The organism is Pseudomonas sp. TR47 (assembly GCF_044143025.1).
GTDB lineage: Bacteria > Pseudomonadota > Gammaproteobacteria > Pseudomonadales > Pseudomonadaceae > Aquipseudomonas > Aquipseudomonas putida_E.
Genome location: NZ_JBHFCS010000013.1, coordinates 78,242 through 93,870 on the forward strand (window position 1 = coordinate 78,242; position 15,629 = coordinate 93,870).

The window sequence follows — 15,629 nt, forward strand, 5'->3', positions numbered from 1 at the left end:
TGTGATGAGTCCGGTAGGGAGACCGCTGATACCGACCAGCTCTTGCCGGCTTTCGGTCAAACAGTTGTTTGAAACTTACGTTTAGGACTGACCGATGTCAAGGAGGGACTATGGTGCCATTTATGCCGCGAAACATGGCGTTTATGCCATCGCCTGAAAAGACGCCCACGACAATGGCAGCGGGCCTGCCCACGAAGGCGTCGGCTCAGGCAAAAAATCTAGCCTGATCAAACGCATCCGCAGGCAGGCCCGCTTCCACAGAGCACTGTGCAGGTTTGTGAAAGTGCCGCGCCTTCAGGCGTAGGTATCGATGAACCGACCGAGCATTTCGTCGGAAGCCTTGGCGACCTTCGCGCCCAGTTCGACCTCGGTTTTGCCCAGCGCCAGCTGTACAGTGCTGGTGGCAAGGTCCATCTGCTGGCTGCGGTCAACCGCACGCAGGCGCTCGGCCTGAAAATCGCTGGACTGGCTGGTGGCGGCGCGTTCGACAGTGTTGCTGGCGATCTGGCTGGCCGCCTGGTCGACGCGGTTCTGCCCGCTCTGGATGGCGCTGAGGCCCGCGTAGTAGGCGGAGCTACCGGTGATTTCCATGTCAAAACTCCAATGACGCTGGATGTGAACAGGCCTGATTAAAACAGGCCCGGGCCATAAAGGCCCGTTTAAATCGCTAATGGCCCCGTGCTATCTGATAGACGTGAGGCATGGCGCTTCAGTCCAGCAAGTCCAGCTGCAGATGTTCCGCGACTGCATCGGCAGTCGCTTGCTTGAGCTTGGGCACCCGCCCCAGGCAAGGCGCTGGCAAGCGCTCGGCCAGGCTGGCGAGGTTCTCCTCCAACCGCGACGTACGCGGGTCGATGACATTGGCCACCCAGCCTGCCAGTTGCAACCCGTCCCTGGCGATTGCCTCGGCGCTGAGCAATGCATGGTTGATGCAGCCAAGACGCACCCCTACCACCAGAATCACCGGCAACTTGAGGGCGATTGCCAGGTCGGACAGATTGGCATGGCCGGACAGCGGCACGCGCCAGCCACCGGCACCTTCGACCAGGGTGAAATCCGCGCCCTGATCCAGCACGTAGCGCATGGCCTTGAGCAGGGCCGGGACCTCCAGCGTCACACCCGCTTCACGCGCCGCCACATGTGGCGCGATGGCAGGTTCAAATGCAAAAGGGTTGATCGCTTCATAAGGCAGTTTGAGCGTGCTCTCGTCGATCAACGCCTGGGCGTCAGCGTTGCGCAGCCCCTTTGCGGTCACTGTGCAGCCGGACGCCACCGGCTTTGCCCCCAGCGTACTCAGGCCCTGCAGCCGTGCGGCATGCAACAGCCCGGCTGCGATGGTGGTCTTGCCGACATCGGTATCGGTACCCGCGATGAAATAGGCCTGGCTCATTTCGCTCCTCTCACGCCTTTGGCTTGCGCAACACACCATAGACCACCTGATAGGTGGCGGGCAGCCCTTGTGGCTGGCGGAATGCTTCATACGCCTGCAGCAGCCCCTGCATGCGGGTACGGCCAGTCAGGCCCGACGGCCGCCCAGGGTTGAGGTTGTGGGCGCCAAGTGCCTTTAGCTCATGGGTCAGGCCGCGCACATGCGGGTAGTGCAGCACATGCGCCTGCTGACGCAGGCCAAGCTGCTCCAGGCCGCTTGCCGCGCACAGTCGCTGATAGTCCTCGAACCGGCGGAAGCGGTTGACATGCACCATGCCATCCACGGCCTGCCAACTGGCGCGCAATTCATCCAGGGTACCGACACACAGGCTGCTGAAGGCCAGCACACCGCCCGGGCGCAATACCCGCCGTGCTTCTTCCAGCACGCTGGAGAATTGCGCGCACCACTGCACCGCCAGGCTGGAGAAAACCAGGTCGACGCTGTGATCAAGCAGCGGCAGCCGCTCGGCGTCGCCTGCCACATGGTAGCGGGCCCCGCCCTGCTCGCCTCGGGCATGGCGCAACATGCCTTCGGCGATGTCCACCGCCACGCCCGTCGCCGGCGTGAAGCGCTCGGCCAGCACCCGGCTGAAATGCCCCGTACCACTGCCCAGGTCGAGCCAGCGCGATGGCGTCAGTGCGTCCGGCAACTGCTCCAGCAGGGTCATGCCCACCGCGCGCTGCAAGGCCGCCACGCTGTCGTAGCTGGCTGCCGCGCGGGAGAACGAGGCCGCTACCTGGCGCTTGTCCGGCAGCGCGCCGGGCAGGGTTGGACGGGAAAGGTCAGTCATCGCCACTCTCATGCAGGAAACTCTTGATGCCCGCCGCCAGCTCCTGCGGGTACTCCAGCAGGAACGCGTGGGAACTCTCTTCAACCAGGCCGACTTCAACGTCGGGCAACAGCTCGCTCAGCGCTTTGGCCGCCTCGGGGGGCACCAACGCATCACTGCCGGCGAACAGGTGCAGTTGCGGGCCGCCGTACGCCTGCAGCGCTTCGCGGGTATCCAGCTGTGCCAGCACCTCAAGCCCGGTGGCCAGGTACAGCGGGTCGGTCTCCGGTACCCCCACGCCCAGCTGGCGCAGCAACGTGCGCGGCTGCAGGGCGCCGTCACTGCACAAGGTACGGAAACGCTTGAGGGTAACGGAGGTGTGGCTGCGGCAACCGTCGAGGAAGGTCCCGAAGGTGTCATCGGCCATGCCATGCGGCCAATCCGCCCGTGCCACGAAGCAGGGGTTGCTGGCCAAGGTCAACAGCCCGCAACAGTGGTCGCCACGCTTGCGAGCCAGCTCACTGGCGAGCATGCCGCCAAGCGACCAGCCGCCCAGCCAGGTATCACTGGGCAGTTTGCGGTCAAGGTAGTCGACCCACGCCTGTACATCGGCGTCGGCCAGCTCCGGCAGGGGCGCCAGCTCGACCTGCAGGCGCGCGTCCTGCGCACGCAGGCTGGCGGCCAGCGGCTCCAGGGCCGCAGTACCCAAGCCCCAGCCGGGAAGAAGGATCAGTCGGTTACGCATCGGCGGCCTCCAGCTGTGGATAACAATCGGCCAATGCATTCAACAATAGCTGTACCTGCGCCTCACTGTGCGCAGCGCTCAAGGTTACCCTCAGCCGTGCACTGCCAGCAGGTACGGTAGGCGGGCGGATGGCGGTGACCAACAGGCCGCGTTCGCGCAGCATCTGCGACAGGCGCAGTGCCTGTGCGCTGTCGCCGATCAGGATCGGCTGGATCGGAGTCGGGCTGTCCATCAGCTGCAGGCCGATCTGCACGGCCCCCTCGCGGAACTGCCGGATCAACCCGGCCAGGTGCTCACGGCGCCAGGTTTCGCGGCGCAGCAGCTCCAGGCTCTTGAGCGTGGCGCAGGCCAGTGCCGGCGGCTGGCTGGTGGTATATATGTACGGCCGGGCGAACTGCACCAGTGCCTCGATCAAATCATCGCTGCCCGCAACGAAGGCGCCCGCGGTGCCGCAAGCCTTGCCCAGCGTACCGATCAGCACGGGCACGTCATCGATGCCCAGGCCGAAGTGTTCGACGACACCGCCGCCCTGGGCACCCAAGGTACCCAGGCCGTGAGCGTCGTCGACCATCAACCAGGCGCCACGCGCACGCGCGACCTCGGCCAGTGCAGGCAGGTCGGCCAGATCACCGTCCATGCTGAAAACACCGTCGGTGACCACCAGGGTATTGCCGCAGGCCTTGCCCAGGCGGTTGGCCAGGCTGACTACATCGTTGTGCAGGTAACGGTTGAAGCGGGCACCACTGAGCAAGCCGCCATCGAGCAGCGAGGCATGGTTGAGGCGGTCCTGCAACACCGTATCGCCCTGCCCCACCAGCGCGGTAATGGCCCCGAGGTTGGCCATGTAGCCGGTAGAAAACAGCAAGGCACGCGGGCGACCGGTCAATTCGGCCAGCGCCTCTTCGACCTGATGGTGCGGCGTGCTGTGGCCGACCACCAGGTGCGAGGCTCCGCCACCGACACCCCAACGCTCGGCGCCGGCTTGCCAGGCGGCGATCACCTCGGGGTGGTTGGCCAGGCCCAGGTAGTCATTGCTGCAGAAAGCCAGCAACGGCTGGCCGTCGACCACTACGTTCGGCCCTTGCGGGCTCTGTAGCAGCGGCCGCTGCCGATACAGGTCTGCAGCGCGCCGTTCGGCAAGACGCGCTGCAAGATCGAAGGCCATCTCAGGCAGACGCGGCGTTATAGAAAAGCTCGCTGCTGCGTTGCTCGACCAGCGCCTGTTCGATGGCGGCCTGGTGCACTTCGTCGGCATGCTCTTCACGCGCTTCAGGCTTGATGCCCAGGCGGGCGAACAGCTGCATGTCCTTGTCGGCCTGTGGGTTGGCAGTGGTCAGCAGCTTCTCGCCATAGAAGATCGAATTGGCGCCGGCCATGAAGGCCAGCGCTTGCATCTGCTCGTTCATCTGCTCGCGCCCGGCGGACAGGCGCACGTGCGACTTGGGCATCAGCAGCCGCGCGACCGCCAGCATGCGGATGAAGTCGAACGGGTCGACATCTTCTTCTTCGGCCAGGGGGGTGCCGGCCACTTTCACCAGCATGTTGATCGGCACCGACTCGGGATGCTCGGGGAGGTTGGCCAACTGGATCAGCAGGCCTGCACGATCGTCGAGCGACTCGCCCATCCCGAGAATGCCACCGGAGCAGATCTTCATCCCGGCATCGCGTACGTAGGCCAAGGTCTGCAGACGCTCGCTGTAAGTGCGGGTGGTGATGATGCTGGCGTAGAACTCCGGCGAGGTATCGAGGTTGTGGTTGTAGTAGTCCAGGCCTGCCTGGGCCAGCGCCTGGGTCTGGTCCTGATCGAGCTTGCCCAGGGTCATGCAGGTTTCCAGCCCCATGGCCTTGACCCCTTTGACCATTTCCAGCACGTAGGGCATGTCCTTGGCCGAGGGGTGCTTCCAGGCGGCGCCCATGCAGAAGCGGGTAGAACCGATGGCCTTGGCCCGCGCCGCTTCTTCCAGCACCTTCTGCACTTCCATCAGCTTCTGTTTTTCCAGCCCGGTGTTGTAGTGGCCGGACTGCGGACAATATTTGCAATCTTCCGGGCAGGCGCCGGTCTTGATCGACAGCAGCGTGGAAACCTGTACGCGGTTAGGGTCGAAATGCGCCCGGTGCACGGTTTGCGCCTGGAACAGCAGGTCGTTGAACGGTTGCTGGAACAGGGCCTTCACCTCGGCCAGGGACCAGTCGTGACGTGTTGTTGCAGTTGTGCTGGCGCTCATCGGCGTTTCCTTGTTTAGGCTGTAGCTGGCGCCGGGACAGGAATGCCCGCCAGCGCATCACGGATAGCTCGCATAGTCATGGAAGGCCTATGAACTGTCAACCTTGGTTAAAAGCACTGGTTTACAAGTGTATAAATATTGAACATACCTGTTTGCTTTGCGGCGCTTCTGCCGAGCAGCCCCACCCCATCTGTATTGCGTGCGAGGAGGACCTGCCCTGGCTGAGTGAGTACTGCATGCATTGCGCGCTACCGCTGCCAATGGCCGGCCTGACCTGCGCCCAGTGCAGTCGCCGTGCCCCGGCCTTCGAACAAGTGGTGGCGCCGTGGTATTTCGGCTTTCCAGTGGACACACTGATCAGCCGCTTCAAACACAATCGCCAGTGGCCATTAGGGCGCTTGATGGCCGAAATGCTCAGCCTGGATTTGCGCCACCGCTTTGCCGATGGCCTGGCCAGGCCATCGCTGCTGTTGCCTGTGCCACTGGCAAAGCGTCGACAGCGCGAGCGTGGCTTCAACCAGGCAGGCATGCTGGCAAAGTGGTTGGCCAAGGCCCTGGCAATCGACTGCAACGAGCGATTGCTGCGGCGCACCCGCGAAACACCGGCGCAGCAAAGCCTGGATGCCAAGGCCAGACGGCGTAATCTGCAGCAGGCCTTTGCGGTGGTTGATGAAAGCGCATTGCACGGCCTGCATGTGGCCGTGGTCGATGACGTGCTGACCACCGGTGCCACGGCGCAAAGCATCGCCGCCCTGCTGCGCGGCGCCGGCGCACGCCGCGTTGATGTGTATTGCCTGGCACGCACGGCAAAACCGGGGCAAGCTTGACCGGTCAGTCCCAGATAGGCGCCATCATGACCCTGCCCGCCCTGCTCACCCAGCACATCGCTCGCCGCCCACAGCGCATCGCTTTGCTTCAGCATATCGCTGAGCAAGGTTCGATCACCCGCGCCGCGAAGGCGGCAGGCATAAGCTACAAAGCCGCATGGGACGCCATAGACGAACTCAACAACCTGGCCAGCCAGCCGTTGGTCGAGCGTAGCACCGGCGGGCGCGGCGGCGGTGGCGCTCGCCTGTCGGGCGAAGGCGAGCGGGTACTGCGCCTTTACCAACGCTTGCAGGCCTTGCAGGCCCAGATTCTCGAGGCTGCCGAAGAATCCAGCGATCTTGACCTGCTTGGGCGCCTGATGTTGCGCACCAGTGCCCGCAACCAGCTGCAAGGCCAGGTCAGCGGCTTGCGCCGCGAAGGGCGGCACGACCGCGTGAGCCTGGCGCTGGGTGGCGGGCTGGAAATCGAGGCACTGATTACCCATGACAGCACTGCACGCCTGGAGCTGACGCTCGGCACCATGGTGGTGGCGTTGCTCAAGGCCGGGTGGGTGCAGTTGTCGAGCGCCGCAGATGAAGCCGAAGCGGGCAGCAATGTGCTCAAGGCAACTGTGGAAGAGGTGATTGCGGATGGGCATGACACCAGTGAAGTGAGGCTGGCGCTGGGTAATGGCCAGACACTCTGTGCGTTTGCCGAGGCGCACTGGCTGGCACGAGAGGCAGTGACAACAGGTAGCCAGGTCCGGGTGCAGTTTCATCCCTCCCATGTATTGCTGGGGGTACCGGTGTAGGTTGGTCGCGCCACCCCGCCAGAGGGCCGGCACTGATACCATGAGCCCTTGCAGCCCACCCCGGAGCCACCATGTCTCACCCCTTCGCGACCCTCACCCCCGACCTGGTACTGGACGCCGTGGAGAGCCTCGGCTTTCTCAGCGACGCCCGCGTACTGGCCTTGAACAGCTACGAGAACCGCGTCTATCAAGTGGGTATCGAAGGCGAGCAACCACTGATCGCCAAGTTCTATCGACCCGGCCGGTGGAGCAATGAAGCGATTCTTGAAGAACACCGCTTCACCGCCGAGCTTGCTGAGTGCGAAGTGCCGGTGGTCGCCCCGCTGCAGCACAATGAACAGACCCTGTTCGAGCACCAGGGCTTTCGCTTCACGCTGTTTCCCCGCCGCGGCGGCCACGCACCGGAGCCGGGCAACCTCGACCAGCTCTACCGTCTGGGCCAGCTGCTGGGCCGCCTGCATGCCGTGGCGGCAACACGCCCGTTCGAGCATCGCGAAGCCTTGACTGTGGATAACTTTGGCCACGCCTCCCTGCAAACCCTGCTTGATGGCAACTTCGTACCTCGGGAATTGCTGCCTGCGTTCGAGTCTGTAGCGCGCGAGCTGCTCAAACGGGTCGAAGACATCTACGCACGCACCCCACATCAGGTCATGCGCCTGCACGGCGACTTGCACCCCGGCAACCTGATGCATCGCGACGACGTCTACCACGTCGTCGACCTCGATGACTGCAGGATGGGCCCGGCCGTGCAAGACCTGTGGATGATGCTGGCCGGCAGCCGTGAAGAACGCCTGGGCCAACTGGCAGAGCTGATCGACGGCTACAACGAGTTTCACGATTTCGACCCGCGCGAGCTGCCCCTGATCGAACCGCTGCGCGCCTTGCGCCAGCTGCACCATAGCGCCTGGCTGGCACGGCGCTGGGACGACCCGGCATTCCCGCGCAGCTTCCCCTGGTTTGGCCAACCGCGTTACTGGGGCGATCAGATCCTGGCCCTGCGCGAGCAAACAGCGGCACTCGACGAGCAACCCCTGAAATTGTTCTAAATGCCTGCAAAGGTCTGTCTACAATAGGCGTCGCTGTATTTAGCTACCTAAGCAAGGATTCTGCATGCACGCCGCAAACCCGCGTCGCGGGTACATTCTTGGCCTCTCGGCCTACATCATCTGGGGCTTGTTCCCCCTCTATTTCAAAGCCATACAAAGTGTCCCGGCGGTTGAGATCATCGTGCACCGGGTGCTCTGGTCCGCTTTGTTCGGTTCGCTGCTGCTGTTGGTGTGGAAGCACCCAGGGTGGTGGCGCGAGCTGCGCGACAACCCCCGCCGCCTGGCCATTCTTGCCCTCAGTGGCGCCCTGATTGCCGGCAACTGGCTGACCTACGTATGGTCGGTCAACAACGGGCGCATGCTCGAGGCCAGCCTGGGCTACTACATCAACCCGCTGGTGAACGTGCTGCTGGGCATGCTTTTGCTGGGTGAGCGCCTGCGCCGCCTGCAATGGCTGGCAGTGGGCATGGCCGCAGTAGGTGTGGCGCAACAGGTGTGGCAAGTCGGTAGCCTGCCTTGGGTGTCATTGGTACTGGCGCTGACGTTTGGCTTCTACGGCCTGATCCGCAAGCAGGCACCGGTGGCGGCGCTGCCCGGCCTGGTGGTGGAAACCTGGATGCTGGTGCCCCTAGCGCTTGGCTGGCTGCTGCTGCACCCTGCCGCGATGAGTGCACAAGGCAGTTTCTATACCAGCAGCGAAGCGCTATGGCTGATCGCAGCCGGGCCGGTAACGCTGATACCACTGGTGTGCTTCAACGCCGCTGCGCGGCACTTGCCCTACACCACCCTGGGCTTCCTGCAGTATCTGGCGCCGACCTTGGTACTGCTGCAAGCGGTACTGCTATTTGACGAGCACCTGTCTTCCAGCAGCCTGATGGCTTTCTTGTGCATCTGGGCTGGCCTGGCGCTCTACAGCGTCGATGCCTGGCTGAACCTGCGCAAGCGCGCCTGATCAAAAAACGATCAAAACTCTGCAGGCCACGCCGGCCGTGGCCTGGCAGAACATCTCCAGAGGTTATCCACACCCTCGTCCCCGTGCTTTGTGCACAAGCCATTGATTAGTGGCTGTTTTTTGACCAAACAGCGGGAGAGCTCGCCATCCCTGGGCTAGCGAGGAGCGCCCCCAGGTTATCCACAGGGCCGTCCCCGGTTAATCGGGATAACCCGCTACCGCCTCGGCTCAATCCTGGGGCCGCAATTTCAACTCCACCATCAAGTCATCCGCCAGGCTCTCCAGCTTCTGCTGCAGATCATCCAGCGACAAGGTCAATGGCAGCGCCAGCAAGGCATCGGCATGGAACAACGGCTCGCTGCTCATCGGCGCCGGGCGCACTTCGGTGGTGAAGCGCTCAAGGTTCACCCCTTGGTCAGCGAGCAAGCGGGTGATATCACGTACGATGCCTGGGCGATCATTACCCACCAACTCCATCGCGATCGGCTTCCAGGTACAGGAAGGCTCGATGCCGCTTTCTGCGATCAGCACACGGATATCGTACTGCCCCAGGGCCTGAAGCGATTTCACCAGCTCATCGTAGCTCTCTGCCGGCACCGCGACCCGCAGGATGCCGGCGAACTGCCCGGCCATACGCGACATACGGCTCTCCAGCCAGTTACCGTTGTGGTCGGCGATGCACTGGGCAATCCGTTCGACCTGGCCGGCCTTGTCAGGAGCAATCACGGTCAGTACAAGATGATCCACAGGGCTTCCTCTGCGTCGTGCCGCCTGCAGCGGCGAGAATACGGGGGGATTGGTTCAGTATAGGCAAGGCGCGGCAACCTGCCGCAGGACGGTCTGCCGAACTAATCGTGTACTGTTTCAAGATTTATCTGGAACAATCCACCGGTTTTTTGCGAACATAGCCACTCCCAGCGTGACCCTCCGCGACCAATCGGTCGCGGAGCGACGCTTTTAGTCTGATGTTCACCGGCCTGCTGCTTCATGTAGTATGCCTCGGCGCGGACTACAAAACGTCGTTACGATGTCTGCCAAGGCGCCTGTGAAAACACGCCAACCGCCCGCCAGCCTTTCTGGCGAGCCGCACCCAGCCGCTCTCGTGAGTGGTGAGAGCATGTACTGGTGCCGTGTTTAGAGAAGCGCTACAGGCTTAATACAGAAGAGCGAAAGCGAAATAGCTGAGCAAAGGTGAGGCAAGCAATGACTGGATACGTTCAAGTCGGTGGCCTTCAGGTCGCCAAGGCCCTGTACGACTTCGTCAACAACGAAGCGATCCCTGGAACCGGCGTCAAGGCCGATGCGTTCTGGGCCGGGGCAGAAAAGATCATCAACGACCTCGCCCCAAAGAACAAAGCCCTGCTCGCCAAGCGCGACGAGCTGCAAGCCAAGATCGACGCCTGGCACCAGGCACGCAAAGACCAGGCACACGACGCCGTCGCCTATAAAAGCTTCCTTCAGGAAATCGGCTATCTGCTGCCACAAGCCGACGATTTCCAGGCCACCACCCAGAACGTGGACGAAGAGATCGCCCACATGGCCGGCCCACAGCTGGTCGTGCCGGTGATGAACGCCCGCTTTGCCCTGAACGCCGCCAACGCCCGCTGGGGCTCGCTGTACGACGCACTGTACGGCACCGATGCCATCAGCGATGAAGGCGGCGCCGAAAAAGGCCAGGGCTACAACAAGGTCCGTGGCAACAAGGTCATCGCCTTCGCCCGCGCCTTCCTCGACGAAGCCGCGCCGCTGGCCGCTGGCTCGCACGTCGACTCCACCGCTTACCGCATCGAAGGCGGCAAGCTGGTCGTTGCCCTCAAGGGCGGCAGCAACAGCGGCCTGCGTGACGACGCCCAGCTGATCGGCTTCCACGGCGATGCCGCCGCGCCAACCGCCGTGCTGCTCAAGCACAATGGCCTGCACTTCGAAATCCAGGTCGATGCCAGCACCCCGGTCGGCAGCACCGACGCCGCCGGTGTCAAAGACATCCTGATGGAATCGGCGCTGACCACCATCATGGACTGTGAAGACTCGGTCGCTGCCGTCGATGCCGACGACAAGGTCATCGTCTACCGCAACTGGCTGGGCCTGATGAAAGGCGACCTGGCCGAGAGCGTCAGCAAAGGCGGCAAGACGTTCACCCGCACCATGAACCCGGACCGCGAGTACGCAGCGCCCAATGGCGGTACCGTGACCCTTCACGGTCGTTCGCTGCTGTTCGTGCGCAACGTGGGCCACCTGATGACCAACCCGGCCATTCTCGATGCCCAAGGCAACGAGATTCCCGAAGGCATCCAGGACGGGCTGTTCACCAACCTGATCGCCCTGCACAACCTCAACGGCAACACCAGCCGCAAGAACACCCGTACCGGTAGCGTCTACATCGTCAAACCGAAGATGCACGGCCCTGAAGAAGTGGCGTTCGCCGCCGAGATCTTCAGCCGCGTCGAAGACCTGCTGGGCATGCCGCGCAACACCGTCAAGGTCGGCATCATGGACGAGGAGCGCCGTACCACGGTCAACCTCAAGGCCTGCATCAAGTCGGCAGCCGAGCGTGTGGTGTTCATCAACACTGGCTTCCTCGACCGAACCGGTGACGAAATCCACACCTCGATGGAGGCCGGCGCCGTGGTGCGCAAGGGCGCCATGAAGAACGAAAAGTGGATCGGTGCCTACGAGAACAACAACGTCGACGTCGGCCTTGCCACCGGCCTGCAAGGGCGTGCGCAGATCGGCAAAGGCATGTGGGCCATGCCGGACCTGATGGCTGCCATGCTCGAGCAGAAGATCGCTCACCCGCTGGCCGGTGCCAACACCGCCTGGGTACCGTCGCCGACCGCCGCCACCCTGCACGCCCTGCACTACCATAAAGTCGACGTGCAGGCGCGTCAGCGCGAGCTGGCCAGCCGCGCCCCGGCCTCGGTCGACGACATCCTGACCATCCCGCTGGCAGCTGACACCAACTGGTCGGCCGAAGAGATCCGCAACGAGCTGGACAACAACGCCCAGGGCATCCTCGGCTATGTGGTTCGCTGGATCGACCAGGGCGTGGGTTGCTCCAAAGTGCCGGACATCAACGATGTGGGCCTGATGGAAGACCGCGCTACCCTGCGTATCTCGGCCCAGCTGCTGGCCAACTGGCTGCGCCATGGCGTGGTTACCCAGGAGCAGGTGCTGGAAAGCCTCCAGCGCATGGCCGCCGTGGTCGACAAGCAGAACGCCGGTGACGCCCTGTACCGCCCGATGGCGCCGAACTTCGACGACAACGTGGCATTCCAGGCTGCAGTGGAACTGGTAATCGAGGGTGCCAAGCAACCGAACGGTTATACCGAGCCGGTACTGCACCGTCGCCGCCGCGAGTTCAAGGCGCGTAACGGGCTGTAAGACACCGGGGCCGCTCCACCAATTACAGGAGGATCGCATTCCCCTGTAGGAGCGGCCTTGTGTCGCGAAAGGGCTGCAAAGCAGCCCCATTCCCGCTCACTCAAGCTTCAATTCTTTCTTCACCAACCCCAGCAGTTTCCCCAGATCCACCGGCTTCAGCAAAAAATCCACCACCCCCAGGTGCATCACATCCACCGCCTCCTTCACATCGGTGTCGCCTGACACCACGATGATCGACAACGCCGCCCGTTCCGACTCACGAATCTGCCGGATAAGCTCCAGGCCATCCTTGGGCTGCATGCGCAGGTCGGTGATCATCAGGGCGATGCGCGGTTCGTAATGCAGTTTGAACATCGCCTCCTGAGCACCATCGGCCTGCATGCAGTCGATCCCCCTGCTCTTCAGGTAAAGGCACAGGGCCTCACTGTTCACCGGGTTGTCATCAACCACCAATACCACCGGCCTGGGCGCAACAGGTGCACTCAACCCGGCCAGTGCCTCACGTTCGGCGTCACTCAGGATGTCGTCATGCTCAACCATGGTCGTCTCATCAAATAGTCTTGCTCACCGGTAAGACCGCAGCTTGCGATATTGATCACACTACGCTCATAGACTTACGTCCAATGGGCACCGCACGGCCGTCAGCCGACCATGGGGACCGAGAACAACAAGGCCGCACCTATATATAGATATATATAGTTCGGCGTAGCGATACGGTCAGTGTCATGAGCAAAAACGACGCCTACAGCCAGGCGGGCAGAACTGCCGTTCTGCAGAACATTCAGGGCACCCTGCAGTTTTTGCAGCGTTTCCCGCCGTTCAACCAAATGGAACACAGCCACCTGGCGTTCCTGGTGGAACAGTGCCAGTTGCGTTTCTACGCCAGCGGGGAAAGCATCATCAAACCCGCTGACGGCCCGGTGGAGCACTTCTACATCGTCAAACAGGGGCGCGTGGTCGGTGAGCGCCAGCACCTGGTCAAGCCCGGCGTGGAAACCACCTTCGAGATCACCAGCGGCGAGTGCTTCCCGCTGGCCGCCCTGCTCGGCGAGCGCGCTACCCGCACCGAGCACCTGGCGGGCGAGGACACGTTCTGCCTGCAATTGAACAAAGCCGCCTTCATCCGTGTGTTTTCCCTGTCGGATGTGTTTCGGGATTTTGCGCTGCGCGGTGTCAGCAGCCTGCTTGACCAGGTCAACCAGCAGGTGCGCCAACGAGCGGTGGAAACACTCGGCACCCAATACTCACTGAACACCCCGCTGGGTGAACTGGCCATGCGTCACCCGGTGGTCTGCACCCCGGACACGCCGCTGCGCGACGCCGTGCGGTCGATGCACGAGCAGCAGGTCGGCAGCATCGTGGTGGTCGATGCGCAGCGTTACCCGGTGGGCATCTTCACCCTGCGTGACCTGCGCCAAGTGGTGGCTACTGTCGATGCCGACCTCGGTGCCGCCATCGAACGGCACATGACCGTCAAACCCTTCTACCTCAACCCGCAGGCCAGCGCCTTCGACGCGGCCATGGCCATGACCGAGCGACACATTGCCCATGTTTGCCTGGTGGACAACCAGCGCCTGTGCGGCGTGGTCTCGGAGCGCGACCTGTTTTCCCTGCAACGGGTCGACCTCGTGCACCTGGCCCGCACCATCCGCCATGCACCGCGCCTGGACTCCCTGGTGGCGCTGCGTGGCGAGATCGGCCAGCTGGTGGAGCGCATGCTCGCCCACGGCGCGTCGTCGACCCAGATTACCCAGATCATCACCCTGCTCAACGACCACACTGTCTGCCGGGTAATCGAGCTGGCTCTGGCCGAACGCGGCGACCCTGGGGTGCCGTTCAGCTGGCTGTGCTTTGGCAGCGAAGGGCGCCGTGAACAGACCCTGCATACCGACCAGGACAACGGCATCCTGTTCGAGGCAGCTGACAGCAGCGAAGCCGAAGCCATTCGCGCCCGCCTGCTACCACTGGCCCACTACATCAACCAATGCCTGGCCCAATGCGGCTTCACCCTGTGCAAGGGTAACGTCATGGCAGGCAACCCCGAGCTGTGCCTGTCGCGCACTGAATGGGCACGGCGCTTCGCCGGCTTCATCCGTGAAGCCAGCCCAGAGAACCTGCTCGGCTCGAGCATCTATTTCGACCTGCGTGTGGTCTGGGGCGACGAACAGGGGTGCGAACAGCTGCGCCAAAGCGTGCTGGAACAAGTAGCCGAGAACCGCATTTTCCAGCGCATGATGGCCGATAACGCCTTGCGTCAGCGGCCTCCGGTAGGCCGCCTGCGCGAATTCGTCCTGACCCGCCAAGGCAACGACAAGGCCGCTACCCTGGACCTCAAGGTCCAGGGTCTGACCCCCTTCGTCGATGGTGCGCGGCTGCTGGCCCTGGCCAATGGCATCGGCGCCTGCAACACCCTGGAGCGCCTGCGCCAGCTGGTCGACAAAGGCGTTATCGAGGCGCTCGACGGCGCGGCCTACGAAGAGGCTTACCATTTCATCCAGCAAACGCGCATGCAGCAGCACCAGCGCCAGACCCGCGACAATCAGCCGTACTCCAACCGCCTCGATCCGGACAGCCTCAACCATCTGGACCGGCGCATCCTGCGTGAGTCCCTGCGCCAGGCGCAGCGCCTGCAAAGCAGCCTGGCCCTGCGGTACCAGCTATGAGCCTGTTCGCCTGGCTGCGCCCTGCCGCGCCGGCCCTGGACGGTGCACTGCATCAACGCCTGGCGCGCCTGCCAAAACCCGCACCGCTGGGCGTGTGCTCGCTGCGTGAGCAGCGCTGGGTGGTGCTGGACCTTGAGACCAGCGGCCTGAACCCCAACCGCGACCAGGTGCTGTCGATCGGTGCCGTAGCCATCGAAGACGGCGCCATCGACTTCTCCCAGCAGTTCGAGCGCACCCTGCACCGCCCGGCCCAGAAAACCAACGCCAGTGTACTCATTCACGGTCTGGGCCCGAGCGCCCTAGCTGCAGGCAGCGACCCGGCCGAGGCGTTGCTCGACCTGCTCGAGTTCATCGGTGACAGCCCGGTGCTGGCGTTCCATGCACCGTTCGACCAGCGCATGCTGGCTCGGGCATTGAAAGAAACCCTTGGGCATCGCCTGCAACAGCCCTTTCTCGATGTTGCTGAACTGGCGCCCATGCTCAACCCTGACACGGTACTGCGCGAAGCAGGGCTGGATGACTGGGTGGCGCGCTTCGGGCTGCAGGTGGATGAGCGCCACCACGCCAGCGCCGATGCCCAAGTCACCGCTGAACTGGCGTTGATCCTGTTCAGCCAGGCCCGTCGCCAGCAGCTGGACAGCCCATTGCAGCTGGAGCAGCGCTTGCGCGGGTGGCGGCGGCGCAATGTGCAGGGGCATGGGCTTTAGAAACATACCCTTTGAAGGGGCTGCACCTGTGATATCGGGCACCGCCCCCACCATGACAGTGGCAACCCGATAAGCGTCCATTGCGCCACGCCCC

General features: G+C 63.3%; 15 protein-coding genes. 7 read left to right on the forward strand and 8 right to left on the reverse strand.

Translation table 11 applies throughout. The annotated features are described in order from the left end of the window. Positions 1-294 precede the first annotated feature (294 nt). The 6 genes from ACEWE8_RS15325 to bioB form a co-directional block, all read right to left on the reverse strand. A complete protein-coding gene (locus ACEWE8_RS15325; protein WP_012316593.1) occupies positions 295-591 on the reverse strand; it encodes a hypothetical protein in 297 nt (98 codons plus the stop codon). A gap of 118 nt (positions 592-709) precedes the next feature. Continuing rightward, positions 710-1,390, reverse strand: a complete 681-nt coding sequence (bioD, locus tag ACEWE8_RS15330; protein WP_046787550.1) for a dethiobiotin synthase — start codon at positions 1,388-1,390, stop codon at positions 710-712. Positions 1,391-1,400: 10 nt separating this feature from the next. Next, on the reverse strand, positions 1,401-2,219 hold the full coding sequence (bioC, locus tag ACEWE8_RS15335) for a malonyl-ACP O-methyltransferase BioC (RefSeq protein WP_046787549.1): 819 nt from the start codon (positions 2,217-2,219) through the stop codon (positions 1,401-1,403). Further along, entirely contained in the window at positions 2,212-2,943 is a 732-nt protein-coding gene (locus ACEWE8_RS15340) for an alpha/beta fold hydrolase (RefSeq protein WP_046787548.1), read from the reverse strand. Before ACEWE8_RS15340 ends, bioC begins: the two co-directional genes overlap by 8 nt. Next, a complete protein-coding gene (gene bioF, locus ACEWE8_RS15345) occupies positions 2,936-4,108 on the reverse strand; it encodes an 8-amino-7-oxononanoate synthase (protein ID WP_046787547.1) in 1,173 nt (390 codons plus the stop codon). The genes ACEWE8_RS15340 and bioF overlap by 8 nt, the downstream gene beginning before the upstream one ends. 1 nt (position 4,109) lies before the next feature. Then, positions 4,110-5,168: a biotin synthase BioB gene (gene bioB / locus ACEWE8_RS15350; protein ID WP_046787546.1), complete on the reverse strand. Its 1,059-nt coding sequence runs from the start codon at positions 5,166-5,168 to the stop codon at positions 4,110-4,112. Between the two features lie 89 nt (positions 5,169-5,257). Between bioB and ACEWE8_RS15355 the strand changes: the two genes are divergently transcribed. The 4 genes from ACEWE8_RS15355 (at position 5,258) to rarD (ending at position 8,784) form a co-directional block, all read left to right on the forward strand. Further along, a complete protein-coding gene (locus ACEWE8_RS15355) occupies positions 5,258-5,995 on the forward strand; it encodes a ComF family protein (protein ID WP_046787545.1) in 738 nt (245 codons plus the stop codon). A gap of 26 nt (positions 5,996-6,021) precedes the next feature. Then, on the forward strand, positions 6,022-6,786 hold the full coding sequence (locus ACEWE8_RS15360) for a TOBE domain-containing protein (protein ID WP_046787544.1): 765 nt from the start codon (positions 6,022-6,024) through the stop codon (positions 6,784-6,786). Positions 6,787-6,857: 71 nt separating this feature from the next. Beyond that, complete coding sequence (locus ACEWE8_RS15365) at positions 6,858-7,832, forward strand: serine/threonine protein kinase (protein ID WP_039602860.1); 975 nt, start codon at positions 6,858-6,860, stop codon at positions 7,830-7,832. A gap of 64 nt (positions 7,833-7,896) precedes the next feature. Next, on the forward strand, positions 7,897-8,784 hold the full coding sequence (rarD, locus tag ACEWE8_RS15370) for an EamA family transporter RarD (RefSeq protein ID WP_046787543.1): 888 nt from the start codon (positions 7,897-7,899) through the stop codon (positions 8,782-8,784). Between the two features lie 228 nt (positions 8,785-9,012). Here the strand turns inward: rarD and ACEWE8_RS15375 are convergent, their stop codons facing one another. Beyond that, the gene (locus ACEWE8_RS15375; protein ID WP_012316603.1) at positions 9,013-9,531 is read right to left on the reverse strand and encodes a glycine cleavage system protein R; all 519 of its coding nucleotides are present in this window, start codon (positions 9,529-9,531) and stop codon (positions 9,013-9,015) included. 456 nt (positions 9,532-9,987) lie between these two features. Between ACEWE8_RS15375 and ACEWE8_RS15380 the strand changes: the two genes are divergently transcribed. After that, positions 9,988-12,165, forward strand: a complete 2,178-nt coding sequence (locus ACEWE8_RS15380) for a malate synthase G (protein WP_367903898.1) — start codon at positions 9,988-9,990, stop codon at positions 12,163-12,165. A 96-nt stretch (positions 12,166-12,261) separates the two neighbouring features. Here the strand turns inward: ACEWE8_RS15380 and ACEWE8_RS15385 are convergent, their stop codons facing one another. Further along, positions 12,262-12,705, reverse strand: coding sequence for a response regulator (locus ACEWE8_RS15385; protein ID WP_012316605.1), 444 nt, complete (start codon positions 12,703-12,705; stop codon positions 12,262-12,264). Between the two features lie 185 nt (positions 12,706-12,890). On the opposite strand from ACEWE8_RS15385, the gene ACEWE8_RS15390 reads away from it, so the two are divergent. Together ACEWE8_RS15390 and ACEWE8_RS15395 are read left to right on the forward strand one after the other, a co-directional pair. Continuing rightward, positions 12,891-14,828, forward strand: coding sequence for a putative nucleotidyltransferase substrate binding domain-containing protein (locus ACEWE8_RS15390; RefSeq protein ID WP_046787541.1), 1,938 nt, complete (start codon positions 12,891-12,893; stop codon positions 14,826-14,828). After that, entirely contained in the window at positions 14,825-15,535 is a 711-nt protein-coding gene (locus ACEWE8_RS15395) for a PolC-type DNA polymerase III (protein WP_046787540.1), read from the forward strand. Before ACEWE8_RS15390 ends, ACEWE8_RS15395 begins: the two co-directional genes overlap by 4 nt. Positions 15,536-15,629: the final 94 nt, after the last annotated feature.